The following is an 18,353-nucleotide window of genomic DNA, read 5'->3' as shown; positions in this document are numbered from 1 at the left end:
TGCCTGCCTGTCTGTCCACGCCCCTCGTCCCCTCGCCCAGACGAACATTTTTCGCACACACATATACCTGCCTGGCATTGACAGAACCCATGAGTTCTAGCGTATGCTTTTACGGAACAGCAGTCCGATTATTCCAGCGAGGCACGGCATGAAGTCACTCGAAGCGCTACGCGCTCAGGTCGAAAACCAGCGCACGCTGATTCCCTCGCTCTATGGCGAAGTGGATTTCAGCAAGACGCCAGAGCGCTTCACCGCTGACACGCAGGTGCAGAGCATGCTGCCGGTGGAATTCTCCCGCAAATATCGCAAGGCCATCCTGGCGGAGGACGAGCGCGTCGAGCGGGCCCGGCTCTATACCATGCTCGGCGACAACGTCGCCGATGCCTACGCAGCGCTGGCGCCGAAGTACCGGGTGCGGCCGCTGATCGACATGCTCAAGAAGGCCTGCGATGAAGGCGTGGAGAATGTGGACGATGCGCCACAGGAGCTGATCGACTTCATCCGTTCCATGGAACACATTCCCGACTGGGTCGACATGGCGCTAGTCCGCGAAGGCGCGCGCTACAGCCGCAACATGCTCGCCAATCTCAGCCCGTTCGCGATCCGCGGCGCCTTTATTGCCACCTTCATGAACAAGTATTCCGGCCTGCCCATGGCGCTCACCGGCACGCTCTCGGGGCAATCCGCCGTGCAGCGGGTCAATGAAACGGCCAGCTTCTTCACCACGGCGGCCCTGCCCGGCGCGCTTGATCGCTACGGTCAGGGCTTCAAGGCAGCAGCCATGGTGCGGCTGATGCACTCCATGGTCCGCTTCAACCTGCTCAAACGCTCGAAGAAGTGGGATGTCGCGGTCTATGGCATCCCGATTCCCCAGGTCGACCAGATGCCCGCAGGCACCATTCCTGCCTTCCTGGCGGCGTTCAATACCGTACGCAAGGGGAAAACCGAGTTCGGCCCGAGGGACCGGGCGGTGGTCGAGCTGTGCCGATACCAGAGCTATCTGCTGGGCCTGCCCGAGGACCTGCTGCCGGAAAAACCGCAGGAGATCTTTGATGTGATGCTGACCTATGCCGGCACACTGCGCGACGGCTACGACGATGAGACCTGTGGTGAACTGGTGCGCGCGACCATGAACGCCTACCGCCCGAAAGACAAATCTGTGCGCAGTCAGATCTTCAACGCTGCGGAAAAAGGCTTCTCCAAGGTCTTTTTTACCCGGACCTTTCTGCGCGGCAATGACAAGTCCATGGCGCGCCGCATGGGTGTGCAGCCCGGCATGCTCGATTACGCCATGTTTGTCGCGTCCAATCTGTATATCCTGCCGCGTCTGAACGCGCACATGCTGCTGCGCCGGGTCCCGGTAGTCAGCGGTATCGCTGACCAGCTTCTGATCCGCAAGCTGAACCGGTTGCTGGTGGAGTACGGCCACGCGGAGTACGTCACCGACGCTGCCAAATACAAGGACCGCACCGTTCACGGGAGCAATGACACTCCTGCATTAACCGCTGACGCCGCGGCAGCGACCGCCACCAAGAAAACCGCCTGAGCACACAAATAAAAAACGGGGGCACATTGTGCCCCCGGTTTCCATGGGTTGGATCAACTGCATGGATCAGACTACTTGCGCTCGTGCTTCGGCGCGCTCTTCAGCGCATCTTCGCCAATGTTCACATAGAACACTGAATCATCATCTTCCACGGCGTGCTGGAGTTGATCCCAGTTCAGGCTGACTTCGCGCCCGCCCATCCCCAGCGTGGTGCCAGTGGTGATCACGACGCCCACAATCTTGCCATCTCTGCCGATGACAAGATCATCAACATCGCCGATGTTATCGCCTGAGCTGCGGTTCTTTACGTTTGCGCCAATCAGGTCGTCGGCATAGAGCGCGCCAGCAGGCGGGCTGGTCATAAACTGTTGGCTGCCCTGACGATCTGATTGTCGCTTCATGTTGTCGCCATCATTCGCAACGGCAACCGTGCCCAGTGTCAATGCCGGCACGATAGCAGCGGAAAGTATCAACGCGGTTAACTTTTTCATCACTAAACTCCTGGATTACGCGGCAGTATGCCGGGCCCTCACGGGCCATTAACGCAGTTCCCTGATCACGGGAAAGCCATTCCATCCTGGGCACCAGCAAATAGTTCATCAGTGCGCCAACGAACACAGGGCAGCCATTGCATGGCACAGAACGCATCATTTTACTAATGGGTGCCTGCTGACTCGTGAGCCAGGGTCGTAAAAAAAAGCGATGTACCGTGATTACCTAGATACGAGTCGCCGCAATGTCTGCAACATCCTTGTTGTCCGCAAGTCAGTGTGGAAACGCACCGACGCGAAAGACGCAGCCATGTGACGCTGATGGCGATACGCGCCAGCTATCAATTGTTAAATCATTGACTTCATCATTCGCCAGGAGAGGGCTGTGGACCTGAAAAGCGGATATCCATTCTGGGCCGTGAAGAATGGTCTGATGTATACCTTCCCTCCACTTGATGCCGACGTGAACTGTGACGTGGTGGTTGTGGGTGCCGGCATCACCGGTGCGCTGGTCGCTGACGAGCTGGCAGGCCATGGTCATGATGTCGTGGTGCTTGATCAGCGCGACGTCTGCTGGGGCAGCACATCGGCCAGCACCGCCTTGTTGCAGTATGAGAACGACACACACGCGACAGATCTTGTCAGGCGTTACGATCAGGACACAGCGCTGCTGGCCTATCAATCCAGCCTGGATGCCATCAGTGAGATCGGGGAGATCGCCCGAGCGGTCGGTGATGTCGATTTTGATACCTGCGAGAGCCTGTACTACGCCAGTAATCGCAAGGATCATCCCGGCCTGGTGGAAGAATTTGCCTGGCGGGAGAAGCACGGCTTTCCGGTACGCTGGCTCAACCGCGCAGCACTCAAAGACGAATATGCCCTGAATGCGCCCTCTGCCATTCTCAGTTCAATCGCTGCCCGGGTTGATCCCTATCGGCTCGCCTCACGCCTTGCTGCGCAGGATGCAGAAAAAAGGAACACGTGTATTCGATCGTACACAGGTAGCGTCCATCAAAACGACCGCGCGTTCCGCTCAACTGACCACCGACACAGGTATGTCGATCAAGGCGAAATACGCCGTGGTTGCCAGCGGCTACGAGTCGCAACGCTGGTTGCGCCAGCGGGTCGCCACCAATCTCAGCAGCTACGCCTACATCACCGACCCCATCGACCCCGACGAACTGGGCTGGTTGGCGAATACCCTGCTGTGGGAATCTGCGCGGCCCTATCTTTATCTGCGCAGCACTGGCGATGGACGGCTGTTGGTGGGTGGCGAAGACGACGACCATGACATCCCGGCACGCCGGGACCGGTCGGTGGATCGCAAGGCAGCAACGCTGCAGCGCAAGATCGCCCGCTTGTTTCCGCATCTTCATGCCGAGCCGGCGTTTGCCTGGGCGGGCACCTTCGCTGAAACTGGCGACGGCTTGCCGCTGTTCGGTCCGCATCCGGAACACGGGCCGCGTGTACTGTTCGCGCTGGCCTATGGCGGCAACGGCATCACTTACAGCATGCTCGGTGCCGGCTTGCTACGCGCACAGATCGAGCGTCGCAAGCATCCACTGACAGCATTGTTCGCCTTTGAAAGGCTTGCCTGACACCGGCGGGCAAACGCCCGCCGGGTTCATCGCCGTCAGGGCCGTCCGACATCAGGCTGACTGAAATCGCAGACGCCTTGGGGGAAGATGGCCTCAAGACGCGCAATCTGCGAGGCGTCGGGCTCCCAGCTCCCGTAGGTGCCGTCGGTCAGGGCTGTCTCGAGCGGCTTCAGCGCGCACTTGAAGAAGTCCCCCTGAATCGGCGCCCCTGCCACGACGCGTGAGGTCGTATAAAGCGGGAAGGTCGCCGTGCAATCGCCGCTGCTTTGCTGATCCAGAATCCCACTCCATACCTCACTCCCCGCCGCGATCAACGCACCATCGTTGTCGAAGCAGCTGTCCACCGCAGCGGCAGGCTTGTTTTCAGCCATGGAAAGGTCCGGATTCTCACGAATATTGGCCATCCATTCGTCAATCACCGCCAACGCCATGGGGGTCTGATCAAAGGCATTGTCTTCTGTACCCCGCGCGTCGGTGAACCAGATCACCTGGTTATCATGGTGACCGACCGCATCCAGCATCCGCTGCCGCACCGCGAAAGACTGGTGCACGTTATGCATGTCGAGCACTTCTTCGAGATAAGGGCGCCAGTCGATCAACGGAATATCCGCATGCCCCTGAAATACCATCCCGGAATCGTAGGCCGCATTCATGGCCTGCAAGTCGCCTTCAGTGCGCGGCGCCGGGGTGTCGTCCGCACTCAGGTTCATATTGCGACGACTCCAGGGATCGAAGCGCGAGGGATCTGCCTGGACATCACCCATACTGCCAATGAACGGAAAGCCTTCTTGCACCATTTCCGAGGGATGCTTCCAGCCACCGACCTGGGCATTCAGATCGAGAAATTCCTCGGCGGTAATGTTGCCATCCAGCAGGGCCTGCAAACCATACTGCACCCCCACGTTATCAAACAGCGAGCGCGCATGGCCGGTTTCATCGCGGCCATAGATATTCACCAGATCATCGGTGTGGGTCCAGCGAACGTCGCTCATGAGGGAAGCCGGTTCCATTTTCTGCTGCTCGCGCACACTGCCAAAATGCGGGTTCAGCGCCAGCGGCGTGAGGCCACGCCAGGACTCGATGCATTCGGTGGAACCCGGCGCGATGCCATAGTTTGTCCCGGCCAGATCGTTGAGCATCTGTTTGGCCGGCGCCAACGGATCAGGCACATTGTCAGTGGCATGCAGACCCACCAGCCAGGAGCGATTCGTTGTTGTATGCCACTTTGCGTTATCTGCATCAGTGACATCCATATAATGTTCAAGCAGTTCGCAATCACCGATATGAATGGTCTGCGTCACCATATCGGTGTAGGTCTGCACCGGCACACCGGCATCGATCAGGCCCGGCGCATTCTGTGCATACATGTATTGCTGAATGCCGCCGCCGGATGCGCCCAGGCCGACAGTATACAGCGGCGCGCCGTAGCGCTTGATGAAATGCTCCTTCACCATCAATGCCGTTTCAGCACCGAGCTCGAGGTTGTAATGTTCGCCGGTGCGGTTGCCGGTGGAATAGGCAATGGCATACCCCAGACCCAGCACTTCCGGGTGCAGCGCTCGCCGGTCGCGATCCACGCGGCCCTGGCTGTGGCCGATGCCCACGCCGCCCTGGAAGCGATACAACAGGCGGCCATTCCAGAGGTCGGCATCCAGTGCGCCCGGATTCTCGTTTGCTTCATCCAGCGTGGCCAGCATGGCATAGCTGTAAATAAAGCGGTTGATCGTGCCGCGCTCCCAGCGAACGATGAAATCAACCTCACGACCATCCATCAGTGTCGTCATCGCAAGGTCAGCCGGCCGCGAGCCATCCTGTGGTAATGGCGCATAGGTATTCGCCGTCGTGCGATACCAGTACTCGATATAAGGCTCGATCGAACAGTCACGGCTGTAACCGATCACATTATCTGCGTCATCCAGCACCGGAAAGCCTTCCGTAGCACCTTCATCCACCAGCGGCTGAATACCCAACTGATGCACTGTCATGCAGACAAACGGATACTGCTGCGCCCCGGAAAACATCGGCCCGGTAATCGGATGATTCTCCAGCGTCTGCGACGCCAGCACGCCGTGCCGCGCATGCACCACTTCCAGCAGGTTTTCGCCAAGCGTCAGCCCACTCACCAGACCTTCCAGAACGCCCTCGCCGGGCACCATCGCCTCTGTGGAAGCCGACTCACCATTCAGGCGCAACGACAACGATGACAGCGCGGCATCGTCGCCGCGCAGGGCAATCCTCACATCCCCGCCGGACACCTGGTCCGGCGCGCTGGAGATGATATCCAGCGATACGGTCGGGACCATGTCGCGCGACGATCCCGAACTGCCACCGCACCCCACCAACATCGCAATACTCATGGCGGCCAGCACACGGCTGACTGAATATCGTTTCATGATCTGCTCCTCGATTATTGTTATTCCAACGTCTTCTCTACGGTAGAAAAGCACCGTCGCTCGCGAAAGGTACAGTTCCGGATAAAGCAATCAAACAGTGTTACGCCTGGTCGAAAAAGGTTACCAAACGACCCATTCATCACTCCTTTCCCCCCCAAAGTCCGATTCCGGGCAACAGGCGTGCACTCCAACTGTGTCAGTCATTCACCGCAATCTGTCTCTGTCAGTCGCGCGGGGCACGCCAATACACTGAATGGCGCCTGCAACAAAACACTGGCAACACGACATCAACAACAAACAGGGCCACGCCCGTCACGGCGAATGGCCGATCTGGAGAACAACATGTCCACGCGCTACGCACGCCTGCTGGCAACCACCGGCCTTCTTGCTGCCGCCGTCATCATGTCCGGTTGCGGCGGATCATCGTCATCCTCTCGTGGCCCGCAAATCGATCTGTCGCATCTTGATCCGAGCGAGGCGGCCTATTGCGATCAGCTGATCAGCAGCTATTGTCTTTACCCGTTCCCGAGCAATCACTACACCCGCGCTGACGAAAACAGCGTGACAGGTTTGCGCATCAATTTTCAGGCGGCAGGCTTGCCCATCGCCCAGCCCACCGGCATCCCCGGTTTGCCGACAACGCCGGCTGCCATGAACCCGGATGAATGGAACCGCAATGATGGCTTTTCGCCAGGCGCCATGCTGCTGGCGCATTTTCCGGGCGTGGACCTTGCGCAGACCGGCGCCGTCACACTGGGCGATATCGAGGCCTCGCTGGATGGCGATGCCCCGATCCTGGTGATAGATGCCGAAACGCTGGAGCGACAGTTGATCTGGGCTGAGACCGACGCCACCGCCACGGACCCGGAGCGGCAGTCGCTGATGATCCGCCCTGCGGCGAATTTTATCGAAGGGCGCCGCTACATCGTCGCCTTGCGGCAGCTGCGCGATGACCAGGGCGAACTGATTCCCGCCCCCGCACTGTTTCGCGCCTACCGCGACAATTTGCGTACCGGGCAGGATGTGTATGAGCAACGCCGCCCGGCGATGGAAGATATTTTCAGCCGCCTTGCTGACCACGGGGTTGAACGTCACACCCTGACACTGGCCTGGGATTTCACCATCGCCAGCCAGGCGAATCTGACCGAACGTCTGCTGCACATTCGCGATGATGCCTTTGCCCGGCTTGGCGATCAGGCGCCGGCCTTTCAGATAGACACAGCAAGCAAGGAGATTGACGGGCAGGAGCGTGCGCTCTTCAGCCGTGGCATCAGTGGCACCTTTGAGGTGCCCAACTACCTCACCACTCCCGGAGGGCAGCCCGGCGGTCGCTTCCATTACGCAGACAATGGCGACGCAGATGCGTTGCCGCAGGTACTCAACAATGATGACGTGGTGCAGGCACGTTTTCGCTGCCAGATTTCCGAGGCCACTGTCTCCGATTTCGATGACGACACCGCCACCGTCTCACCGGCACGCGCCGCACTCTACGGCCATGGCCTGTTTGGCGAGGGGCCGGGCGGCGAGTTCCGCAGCAATGCGGTCAGCGTGATGTCCCACGAGCACAACATCATGTACTGCGCCACTGACTGGATCGGCATGTCGCGTTTCGACGTGGACGCCGGGGTCGTGCCGCTGGTGCTGGCAGACATCAGCAACCTGCCGATGATGAACGACCGCAGTCAGCAGGGCATTCTCAACACCATGTATCTGGCGCGATTGCTGACCCACCCCCAGGGATTTGCCTCACACCCGGCCTTCAGCCATGAAGGGCAGCAGGTTTTCGAGATAACGCATGATGAAGTCTTTTTTGACGGCAACAGCCAGGGCGGCATTATCGGCGGCGCCCTGGTGGCCACCGCGCCCGACATTCACCGTGGCGTGCTCGGCGTACCCGGTGCCAACTACAGCTTGCTGCTGCAACGCTTTGGCCCATTCGAGGAACGCTTCGGTTTCATTCTCTATGGCGCCTACCCTGACACCCTGGACCAGAGTCTGGTCTTCGCACTGATGCAGATGCTCTGGGACCGTGCGGAAAACAATGGCTATCTGAGCCATCTGGCCGGACGGCATTTACCCAATACCGAAACCGATAAACGCGTGCTGCTGCATGCTGCGCTCGGCGATCATCTGGTCACACACTGGAGCGCAGAAATCATCGCCCGCACCATCGGCGCGCCCGTGCACGAACCGACCCGGCGACTGGGCGACCATACCGACAGCAATCCCTACTTTGCGATTGCGGATATCCAGTATCCGCACGCGGGGCATGCGCTGATGATATGGGATTCCGGCGCCTACGATGCCGGCACTGACCGAGGCAACGCCCTGCCGCCCACCAACAATACCGGCCCGACCAAGGCCACCGGCTACGGCAATGATCCCCACGAAAGCCCGCGCCGCACACCGGCGGCCCAGGCACAGAAGAGCGCCTTCATGCAGCGCGACAGCGTGGTGATCGACGTATGCGGCGACGACATCTGCCGCAGCTTCGATCACACGGGTCTGGACCGTTGAATCCGGGGCGGCGGGGTCAATGCGACCTTGCCGCCATCAGCCTGGCCACCATATCCCCCAACTGCTGCACCGCATGGCGAATGGCATCCGTTACCGGATTGCCCGCATTGATGCGCAGATACCCCCGATATTCCCCGGTGGCGGAAAACACGCCTCCGGGAAACACATGAATATCGGCCTCGGCCGCCATGCCAAACAACTGATGGCTGTCGACCCCCTCCGGTAATCGCACCCACAGCACACAGCCTCCGGACGGCAGCGACACGCGCGTGCCCGCAGGAAACGCCGCCAGTATCAGCGCCTGCATCTGTACCGCCTGACGATACAGTGCCTCGCGCAGCGCACGCAGGTGGCGAGCATGGAAACCGCTTTCCAGCAAACGCCCCATGGCAAGCTGCGACAGGGATGGCGAGGTGATGGTGCTGAGCTGTTTCAGCTCCAGCAGGCGCCGATGAAAGCGCCCTCCTACGGCCCAGCCCAGACGCATGCCGGGCATCAGTGTCTTGGAAAACGAATTGCAGTAGATCACCAGGCCTTCCCGATCCCAGGCTTTGGCCGGCAACGCCTGGTCTGCGGCATATACCGTGTCGCCCCAGATATCATTCTCGATCAGCGGAATACCGTAGCGCGCCGATAACGCAACCAGCGCCTGTTTGCGTGCGGCAGACATGGTGAAACCGAGCGGGTTCTGGGCATTGGTGGCCACCATGCAGGCGGCAACACGGCCCCGGGCAAACACCTCCTCCAGCGCCGACAGGCTGATGCCGTCACGGGGATGCGCTGGCACCTCGACCACCCGGCGCTGATGCGCTTCCAGCAACAGCAGCGTGCCGTAGTAGGTGGGCGATTCCACGGCCACGGCATCACCCGGCTTGCTGACGCTGCGCAGGGCCAGGGTCAGCGCCTCCATACAGCCATTGGTGACAATGATGTCTTCAGCGGCAAACGGCTGATCGTAGCCCAGGCTGCGACGGGCCAACTGATGCGTCAGCGGACTGTTGGCATTCGGGTGGATGTAATCCCACGCTTCGACGGGATGGCGCCGGGTCACGTCACGAATCACTTGCATGACCCGCCCCAGGGGCAACACTTCTGGCCCCGGCAAGGCGATACCCAGACGCGCCACGTCCGGGCGGGCATGCAGCGCCATATACTCCAGCACCTGCTCGCTGAGCGACACTTCCACCGGCAACAACGGGTAGCGCGCCTCGTCCGGCGGCGGCACCGCATCGCTCTCCATGGGGCGCACGAACACCCCCGACTGGGGGCGTATCTCGAGATAGCCCTCCAGCTCGAGCTGCCGGTAGCACTGCATGACCGTGTTGACGCTGACGCCAAAAAGCGCGCTCATGCGTCGCACCGAGGGCAAGCGCTCGCCCACGGCATAGTTGCCAGCGCGGATCTGTTCCAGCAGGCGCTGGCTGATCCGTTCGTATAGAAACCGCTCCTGTGACACCTCGCTCTCCGGGCCGGGCATTGCGTGTGGCTATCCTGGATTATCCTGGCTGCCAACCGGCAACCCATGGAACCATGCCGCAATCATCTCGAAGGACCAAGCTTTTTTGCAACATGGTGCCACATCCTGCCAGTAGCGCCCTTGCCGGAAAGTGCGCTTTCTGCCCGGGTCGCAGCGCCGTCAGCGGGACAGCTTTTTTACCGGCGTAAACCGGTACCGGCGGTCACTGTACACATAACCCCGGCTGCCGTTTAATGACGGCCTCGCACCTCATTGTTTGCACATCACAGGATGCCCGGCCATGCCCGCTGTCTTCCCCGCCCGCTTTCGTCCGCTGTTGTTCGCCCTGATCATGTCGGCATTGATGTCGTTTCTGATGTCCGGCGTTATTACGCTGATCAACACGGGGCTGGCGGAGGGCTTTCTGTTTCGCTGGTTGTGGGCCTGGATCGTTGCCTGGGCAGTGGCCTTTCCTCTGGTGAGCTTTATTGCCCCCCTGGCACACCGCCTGACGAACAGCCTGATCCGCCCGTGAGCCAGTGCCCTTGCGGGAGTGACCACCCCTATGACGCCTGCTGTGGCCCACTGCATGCCGGAGGACCTGCCAGCGGCCCCGAGGCGCTGATGCGCTCGCGCTTTTCCGCCTTTGCCCGGGGCGATATCGACTACCTGCTGGCCAGCTGGGCGCCGGAAACCCGCCCGGCGCGCTTCGCGTCGGACCCGCAAACACAGTGGCACACCCTGACCGTCGTCAGTGCGCAGGCAAACGATGCCCGGGGCGAGGTCCATTTTTTGGCTGTGTCACGGCAGGATGGGCAATGGCACTGTCTGGAAGAGCGCAGCCGCTTCCGGCAGGAAGGCGGCCACTGGTTTTATATCGACGGTGACCCGGTGCTGACTACGCTGTCCCCCGGACGCAACAGCCCCTGCCCGTGCGGCAGCGGCGCCAAATTCAAACGCTGCTGCGGCGGTTGATGGCTCCTGCGACCACCTGCTTTCGCCGCCCCCCGCTTCGGTTTACGCTGCCAACACCCACTCTGCAAATAACGGTACGGAGGCTGTCATGTCGGCCCACCCCCTGCGGCTGCTGCTGGCCATCGTGCTCGCTGTCCTCGCCTGGCATCTGCCCGAGGCGCCCGACCAGCAGGCCGGCCTGGCCCTGTTTGTGCTGATCGCCACGCTGTGGCTGACGGAGGCATTGCCGTTGACCTTCACCGCGCTGCTGGTACCGGTCATGGCCGCCGTGCTCGGGCTGGGCACCTTGCCCGAGGTGCTGCAGGGTTTTGCCCATCCGATCATCTTCCTGTTCCTGGGCGGCTTTGCCCTGGCGGCAGCCCTGAGTCACCACGGCATTGATCGCTGGCTGGCGGCGCAACTGTTGCGCCTGGCCCGGGGCAAGCCGCTGCCCGCCGCGCTGCTGCTGAGCGGTATCACCGCACTGTTATCCATGTGGATCAGCAACACCGCCACCGCCGCCATGATGCTGCCCGTTGCACTGGGTTTGCTGGCGCCGCTGGGTGAGGGCTTCCCCCGCTTTCGCCTGTTTCTGCTGCTGGGGCTCGCCTGGGGCGCCAATATCGGCGGCATCGCCACCCTGATTGGCAGCCCACCGAACGCCATCGCGGCGGCGGCACTGGGCTGGCAATTCATGGACTGGTTGCGGGTCGGCGTGCCGGCCTTTCTGGTGTTGTTTCCACTGGCACTGGCGGTCCTCTACGGCGCCACCCGGCCCGAACGCGGCGTGCCCCGTCTTGATCCGGGTGCGGTGCCGCCATTCCCCCGTTCGCGCAGTGCCATGATGGCACTGGCGGTATTCGCCCTCACGGTGCTGCTGTGGGTGCTCGGCAAACCGCTGGCTGCCTGGACGGGCATTCAGGACACCGACGGCTGGGTTGCACTGCTGGCCATTGTGCTGCTCGGTGCCACCGGAGCCCTGGACTGGAAGAGCATCGAGCGGCGCAGTAACTGGGGCGTACTGTTGCTGTTTGGCGGCGGCATCACATTGGGCAGCCTGATGGACAGCTCCGGCACCAGCCACATGCTGGCGCGCGCCCTGGAGGGCATATTGCCCGGCGGCGAGCATGTGGCGCAGCGGTGGCTGCTTTATGTGTTGATTGCCCTGTTCGTGGTGATGCTCACCGAGCTGGTCAGCAATACCGCCAGCACGGCACTGCTGGTGCCTCTGCTTGGTGCCGTGGCGATAACGTTGGGCGTCAGCGAAACCAGTGTGATCGTGCTGATTGCGGTGTGCGCGTCCTGCGCTTTCATGCTGCCGGTGGCAACGCCACCCAATGCACTGGTGTACGGCACCGGGCAGGTGCCGCAACAGGACATGATCCGCGCCGGCTTGCGGCTGAATCTGTTGTGCGCCCTGTTGCTGGGCACCCTTGCCAGTGCAGCGATACCGCTGCTCACCGCTGCGTCCTGACGCTGGCCGGATTTCACCAGCTGCAGCGATACCGTCAGGGCGCGGCCACGCCGAAATCACTCAGACAACGTTGCACCTGGGTATCCCGCTGCGCGCTGTAGTCCAGCACATCAGCAATGAAGCCATGACGTTGCAGGAAGTGATGGATCTGGCAGTTGGCGCCGCCATGACCGCGCGGATAACCGTGCGGATTCGGTCCTTCTGTTGGCGGGATATTGGCCAGTGGCGGTGATAGCACGCCTGGCTGTACCCAGACGATATTGGCCGAACCCGACGCGCGGCCCTGCTCATCGAATTGCAGACGCGGAATATCATAGTAAGGCGCAATATCCGGATTCAGGCCGGGATAGCGCAGCGTGTCACGATCATCCACCGGCGCGCCCATGGTGCGCGCCATCATGTCGACGCTCCAGTGGGTCACTTCCTGATCGGCAAAGGCGGTGTGCAGCAACACATGATTATCTGTGCCAGACAGATTCGGTTGCGTGCCGTCCACGGCCTTGTCGCGTTCCGTCAGGTAGGCAGCAAAGCCGGAATTCTCGCCACGATCCCAGAGCATCTGGATCAGCGCAAACGCCAGATTGCGATCCAGTTCATCCGGGTAAGCCAGATACAGCGGTATCGAGTAGAGCGTGAAATCCTTGCTGCGGCGCAGCAACAATGAATAGTTCATACCCGGCACACCGTAGACACCCCGGTTGATGTCCGGTGATACGGCCTGGACCGGGCCGGGCAGGATGCCGCCCTGGCTGTTGCCGTAATAGAACACATCGCTGCGGTCAAACGCCGGCGCAGCCGCCGCATCCCCGCCCTGGCGGAACGCAGGGTGTGCCGCAAAGCCGTCCGGGTGCAACATGGCGCGCGCCAGGAACATCCAGTTGAGCATGCCTTGCTGAGACGCATCCGGAATGATGCCGAAGTTTGACAGGTCCAGCAGTGTCAGCAGGATATTCGGCAGATCCCCCTGGGCAAAGCCGAACCAGTCGATGGCACAGAACATGGTGTTGTAATTGTAGGCAACACGACTGCGGCCACCGGGGTGGTCATAGGTCAATGCCACCCGCCCTTGCAGCAGGCCATGCCCGTACAAGGACGCGCGGGACGGCTGGTCCAGCCCGTCGTAGGCGTCACGGGGAATCTCGCAGGTGTAGCGCGCAGATATCTCATCCACCACTGGCATACGATCCGGCAGGGCATCACCGTAGCGCTGCAGATCCAGCGTCGTCGGCGACGGTGGCACCAGCGCATCAAACGCAGAATAGTTCAGCCGATTGGGCGGCAACAGGCTGGCGGATTCGATGATGTCATAGGCATCATTATCGAAGAGCGCCGCAAGCGGTACGTCATCGAAGAGCCCCAGCAAGCCTCGTATTTCCGGGCGCGCCAGCGGTGATGTATCCGCCGGCAGCAGGTAGCTCGGGATCATCAGTGTGCCGTCGATTTTCACCATGCGGCCGTCGTCCGCATCCAGATCCACCGTGTCCACCGTAAAGGTCGGCGGCGCACAGTCAGCGGCGCGGCTGTCGTCATGTCGCAGACAATCGTCTGCGCCACTGCGCGACAGGCTGGCGAAGGCGTCATCGCGCATGTGCACCAGCCGCCCGGTAATGTTTTCGGTGCTGGCGACAGTAAAGTCCCAGGCCAGATACAGGCTGCTGTCACGATGAATGCCGGCGGCGTCCAGCACCGGGAAAACATCCTGCTCCAGCGCATCGCACCGCCCCTGCACCGCAGGCAGTGATGAATCGAGTTGGTCACGGCAGACCTGGAAGCCAATTGATGACGCGATGGTGCCGCCATCGGCATCACGCAGGTCGCGCATAACGACGACGTAACGGCGCCCGGGAATGAAGTTTTTCGCAGGCCGCACCAGCACCGCCGAACGGGCTTCGCCGACACGATCAATGTCGTCGCCAAAGACCTCACCGGTGGGCAGGAACAGGCCCGCATTCGTATCCTGCTCCACCCAGACCAGATGCTCCCGAGTCACCAGGTTTTCTTCATCCACCACTTCCAGCACCAGCACCGGCGGGCGGCCCCAGCCGTTGGCAAAGGCTTCGTCGGTCAGGGACCGGCGCGGATCGGCAATACCCAGTTGATCCAGCGGTGCCTGATAGGTCTGCGCCATATCCAGCCCCGGCACGAAGGTCGTGATCAACTGCCCCGGTGAAAAACCGTCGTTGCGATTCCAGTCCGTGGGATCAATGGGCTTGCCCACAATATTGCTGGGCATCGCCAGCGGATTGAAAAACACTCGTCGACCTGTCGCAACGCCCGGCGTGCCCGCGGGCACACCCGCCGTAAAGTGATTCGAGGGGAACGGGTACAGGCAATGGGCCGGGTCCAGCAGATCACAACCCCGCAGTGTGGCATCCGCCCCCGTCACCAGCAGTGACAGATCCGCTGGCCCCGTCAGTCCGATACCGGTGAGCAACCCGTTGATGGTGTCTACCAGCTCATCCGCCAGGCCACAGGCCGGGTCCAGTGGGCCGTCGCATTGCGCCAGCAAGGTATCGACAAGGTTATCCACTTGCTGGCACACCGGCCCCAGCAGCGGCAGCCCGAGCACCGCGCAAACCTCGGTAATTTCGGGCACCAGATTGACCGGGGGCGGCGCCGTCGCCAGCGGGTTGCTGAGCTGGCCTTGCAGTAATGGCAGCTGCACGCTGCCGCTGATGTTCACAAACGGCACCAGCGCATCCCGCGACCAACTGGCGGGATACTGGGGGTGGAACCCGTAAACCAGCAGCGCCAGTTCTTCCCCGGCAGGCAACGCTTCTGCGATGCCGACCATATGCACCACGGCATCACGCTGGAGGCCCCGCACCGGCATGATCTGGTCATCCACCAGTTGCCAGCGTTGCGCACCCGGCGCACGCCGACCAATGCCGATAAACACGGCCGGATCACAGCCGACACTCAACAGCGGCAATGCCACTTCACAGGCGTCGCGCCCCAACAGATCTGACACGGTCAGCTGCGCTGTGGGAATGCCTCCCAGCACAGCACCTTCCGGCCCCACCACACCCAGTGGCATCACCGCCGGCACCACAGTGGCCGTGGCCACGGCGGTGAAACCGGAGGGCACAGGCGTCGCGCTGCTGACCTGACGCTCTATCACATAAGGCCCGGCCAACAGCGCGTCAGCAGCGGCCGGTGCCGGGAAGTCGTCCATCGGCACCAGCAACGAGGCGCCATCATCCAGCGACAGACACACCTGGTCTTCCGTGCCATCAAAATAGGCAGGCAGTGCTTCGCCAAGCAAGCTGTAGCGCATCCAGTCACGCGTTGCACGGGAGACAGAAATGTCGCCGCAGGCAAACGCGCCCGCCCCGCTCTGGAACCCGGGGATGTTCAACAGATTGCCGAGTGGCGGCGGTACATAGGTGCCCGGTTGAATATCCTCCGGGGCTTCCAGTGGCAAAATGTGGCCGCTCTGGTGGGTCAGCAACCGTACGTCGCCGCCGCGCTCGCGCAAACAATCGAAGTTGTGCCACGCCTCGTTGAAATTGAACAGCGTATCGCGCATGCCCTGGGTCAACAGCACGTCTGCCATCGGATAATTATCCGGGGGCGTGTCATAGGCTGGCGGATTCACCAGGCCGAGCAACAAGCCATTGGGGTCCAGTGGGCGCTCGGGAATGGGCTCGCCGTTACATCGGTAAGCGGGGCTGTGGTAATAGAAAAAATCGAGGCTCTGATCCGGGAATGTATTGGTGGCCAGGCCGCGCACCAGCGTTTCACGAATGATGGGGTCCAGCCCGCCATTGCGGTTGGGCTGGGAACCGGCTTCACCGCCAAGGACCAGAAACAGATCCCAGCCGGTCTTGATCACATTGCCCGGGTTGAGGCTGTAGCGCAGGTCATGCCAGGTGATATCCGGCACCAGGGCATCGAGACGCTGGCGCGGATCCTGACCGTGCAACAACATCTGGAAGCCACCGCCATAACTGCCGCCCATGGCGCCAACCACCAGATTGGGATTCAGCTCCGGCGGCAACCCTGCCTTGTCGCGCTTCATCAGGTAATCAAGATTGTCTTCTGCCCAATCCAGAATACGGATCAGGTCGCGCCCTTCAAATTCCGGGTCCATCACGCGCACGGTGCCGCTGCTTTCACCAAAGCCCCGCGAATCAATAGAGATCACGGTAAAGCCCGCTTCCCGGTAATCATTGAAGCCCGAAAGCGAACGGGAACCGCCGAAGCCATGGCCGTGCAACACCAGCGCGTGCCCGCTCTCGCAATCGACACCGCCGATGGGCTCCAGTACCTGAAAGGCGATGGTTTCGCGGCTTTCCGATTCAATATAAACCGGGTAGCTGCGCCCGCCTTCCAGCGCCTCGCCGGTAGCACAGGAGGCGGGCGCCTGCATCGCACCGGCTGGCGGTATCGGCCTGGAGAACAGGCTGTTGCACAACAGGTCCGCCGGTTCACCCAGCAACGGCCGCGACAATTGCACACATTCATTATGCGCCGCATCGGGTATCGCGAAGAGGCCGCCACAGATTTCCTCAGCCGGGCCACCAAATCCCGCCACAGTGTCATCACACTGCTCGCGCTGGAACGGCAACAGCAGGGACGGCAAACCCTCGAAGCCCCCTTCATCCGGCGGCGGCTCCTCACCGCCGGTGCGTGGCGCGACCGTCACCCGAGTTTCGTCGCTGCCTTGCGCGCCCTGATCATCGGTAACGACAAGGCGGAAACGCAGCACCGTGTCATTCGCCACCAGCGGCGCTTCGAACCGGGCGGTCAACGTATCCGCATCCGTGAGCGTCACGGCCGGGCCCGCCAACTGCTCCCACTGTGCCGCGACGATATCGCCGTCCGCATCACTGCTGCCAACACCGGAGAGCACCACCATGTCACCGGCCGTCACCTGCTGATCCTCGCCGGCCGCCGCCACCGGGGGCTGGTTCGGCGCCGCCACGACGGTAACGCGGGTGCTGTCCTCGCTGCTCAATCCGGCGTCGTCGGTGACCGTCAAGGTGAAGGTCAGCACATTGCCGGGTTGGTTTTCCGGCACAAGAAATGAGGCGACGGGTTGATCTGCATCCTGCAATACCACGGGCATTCCGCCGACTTGCTGCCATGCAAAAGTGACCAACGCGGCGTCGCCTTCATCGCTGGCGCTGCCATCCAGTATGACGGTGTCACCCACCATGGCAGTCTGATCCGACCCTGCGTCCGCGCGTGGTGGCTGCTGCGGCGCAAACGGCGCGCAGTCAGGAATACCTTCCAGCCGGTCGCGCATCAACATGCTTTGCGTCAGCGCTTCACAGGCATCAAACGGGTCCGGCAGTGCCGTGCGTCCACTTTCGCTCAGGCGCGCCATCAGGTAAGCCTGCGCGCCGCCGTCAGCAAACTGTGCGTCGAAGGCGTCCACTGGCAGATCGAAGTTGATCGTCAGGCCCATGGCGTCAGCGTGGGCCTGCTCTGTGATAAGGATTTCGTCAGCCTCCTGCGCCGCATGGGCTTGCAGAAAGCGCGACATATTGATGGCGCACAGATCACTGCCTGCCTCGCCTGCTGCCTCACCACTTTCCTCACCACCTTCCTCACCACACACCAGATCTACGGGAAATGTCTGCACAGGCAAACACGCAGAACGGCCCAGCACCAGTTCACCGATTTGCCAGCGTACGCCCGTGTCCGCATGGCAGGCGTAGCCGCCAGCAGGCGCCAGTGATGTGCGACGCACGGTCTCATCACCGCTCTGGGCATAACCCAGGTTTACCACCGGCGCATTGACGAAGACCCCTTCAGTATCCGGCGCCGGCGGTTCAACAACCGGAGGACGTGATGTAGAACTCGAGCCACCGCATGCTGCAAGAGCCAGCACCATCATGCTCAGCATGATGGTACGGGCAGCATGGTACGCGCGGGCAGCAGGTCCGCCTGTGGAAGCCACTACTGACATGGGTATC

At 61.6% G+C, this 18,353-nt stretch carries 9 protein-coding genes and 1 pseudogene; 6 read left to right on the top strand and 4 right to left on the bottom strand.

All coding sequences use genetic code 11. The annotated features are described in order from the left end of the window. Positions 1 to 148 precede the first annotated feature (148 nt). Complete coding sequence (locus tag K8B33_RS08980; RefSeq protein ID WP_223425710.1) at positions 149 to 1,546, top strand: oxygenase MpaB family protein; 1,398 nt, start codon at positions 149 to 151, stop codon at positions 1,544 to 1,546. A gap of 71 nt (positions 1,547 to 1,617) precedes the next feature. Here K8B33_RS08980 and K8B33_RS08975 read toward each other — a convergent pair whose 3' ends face one another. Next, complete coding sequence (locus K8B33_RS08975; protein ID WP_223425708.1) at positions 1,618 to 2,037, bottom strand: PRC-barrel domain-containing protein; 420 nt, start codon at positions 2,035 to 2,037, stop codon at positions 1,618 to 1,620. 433 nt (positions 2,038 to 2,470) lie between these two features. Between K8B33_RS08975 and K8B33_RS16250 the strand changes: the two are divergent. Continuing rightward, a pseudogene (locus K8B33_RS16250) lies at positions 2,471 to 3,635 on the top strand (NAD(P)/FAD-dependent oxidoreductase). 35 nt (positions 3,636 to 3,670) lie between these two features. On the opposite strand, the gene K8B33_RS08965 reads toward K8B33_RS16250, so the two are convergent. Beyond that, complete coding sequence (locus K8B33_RS08965; RefSeq protein ID WP_223425706.1) at positions 3,671 to 6,028, bottom strand: DUF6351 family protein; 2,358 nt, start codon at positions 6,026 to 6,028, stop codon at positions 3,671 to 3,673. Positions 6,029 to 6,370: 342 nt separating this feature from the next. On the opposite strand from K8B33_RS08965, the gene K8B33_RS08960 reads away from it, so the two are divergent. Beyond that, entirely contained in the window at positions 6,371 to 8,545 is a 2,175-nt protein-coding gene (locus K8B33_RS08960; RefSeq protein WP_223425703.1) for a hypothetical protein, read from the top strand. 16 nt (positions 8,546 to 8,561) lie between these two features. Here K8B33_RS08960 and K8B33_RS08955 read toward each other — a convergent pair whose 3' ends face one another. Beyond that, complete coding sequence (locus tag K8B33_RS08955; protein ID WP_223425701.1) at positions 8,562 to 10,022, bottom strand: aminotransferase-like domain-containing protein; 1,461 nt, start codon at positions 10,020 to 10,022, stop codon at positions 8,562 to 8,564. A gap of 280 nt (positions 10,023 to 10,302) precedes the next feature. Here K8B33_RS08955 and K8B33_RS08950 point away from each other — a divergent pair, with 280 nt between their 5' ends. The 3 genes from K8B33_RS08950 (at position 10,303) to K8B33_RS08940 (ending at position 12,429) form a co-directional block, all read left to right on the top strand. Then, positions 10,303 to 10,536 (top strand): DUF2798 domain-containing protein, encoded by a 234-nt coding sequence (locus K8B33_RS08950; protein WP_223425699.1) that lies wholly within the window; start codon positions 10,303 to 10,305, stop codon positions 10,534 to 10,536. 89 nt (positions 10,537 to 10,625) lie between these two features. Continuing rightward, positions 10,626 to 10,976: a YchJ family protein gene (locus tag K8B33_RS08945; protein ID WP_317846210.1), complete on the top strand. Its 351-nt coding sequence runs from the start codon at positions 10,626 to 10,628 to the stop codon at positions 10,974 to 10,976. Between the two features lie 88 nt (positions 10,977 to 11,064). Then, complete coding sequence (locus K8B33_RS08940) at positions 11,065 to 12,429, top strand: SLC13 family permease (RefSeq protein WP_223425697.1); 1,365 nt, start codon at positions 11,065 to 11,067, stop codon at positions 12,427 to 12,429. A 34-nt stretch (positions 12,430 to 12,463) separates the two neighbouring features. Here the strand turns inward: K8B33_RS08940 and K8B33_RS08935 are convergent, their stop codons facing one another. Further along, entirely contained in the window at positions 12,464 to 18,346 is a 5,883-nt protein-coding gene (locus tag K8B33_RS08935; RefSeq protein ID WP_223425696.1) for a PKD domain-containing protein, read from the bottom strand. Positions 18,347 to 18,353: the final 7 nt, after the last annotated feature.

The organism is Alcanivorax limicola (assembly GCF_019931215.1).
Lineage (GTDB): Bacteria > Pseudomonadota > Gammaproteobacteria > Pseudomonadales > Alcanivoracaceae > Isoalcanivorax > Isoalcanivorax limicola.
Note: the sequence above shows the minus strand (reverse complement) of the source record. Positions and strands in the feature narration are given on the sequence as shown.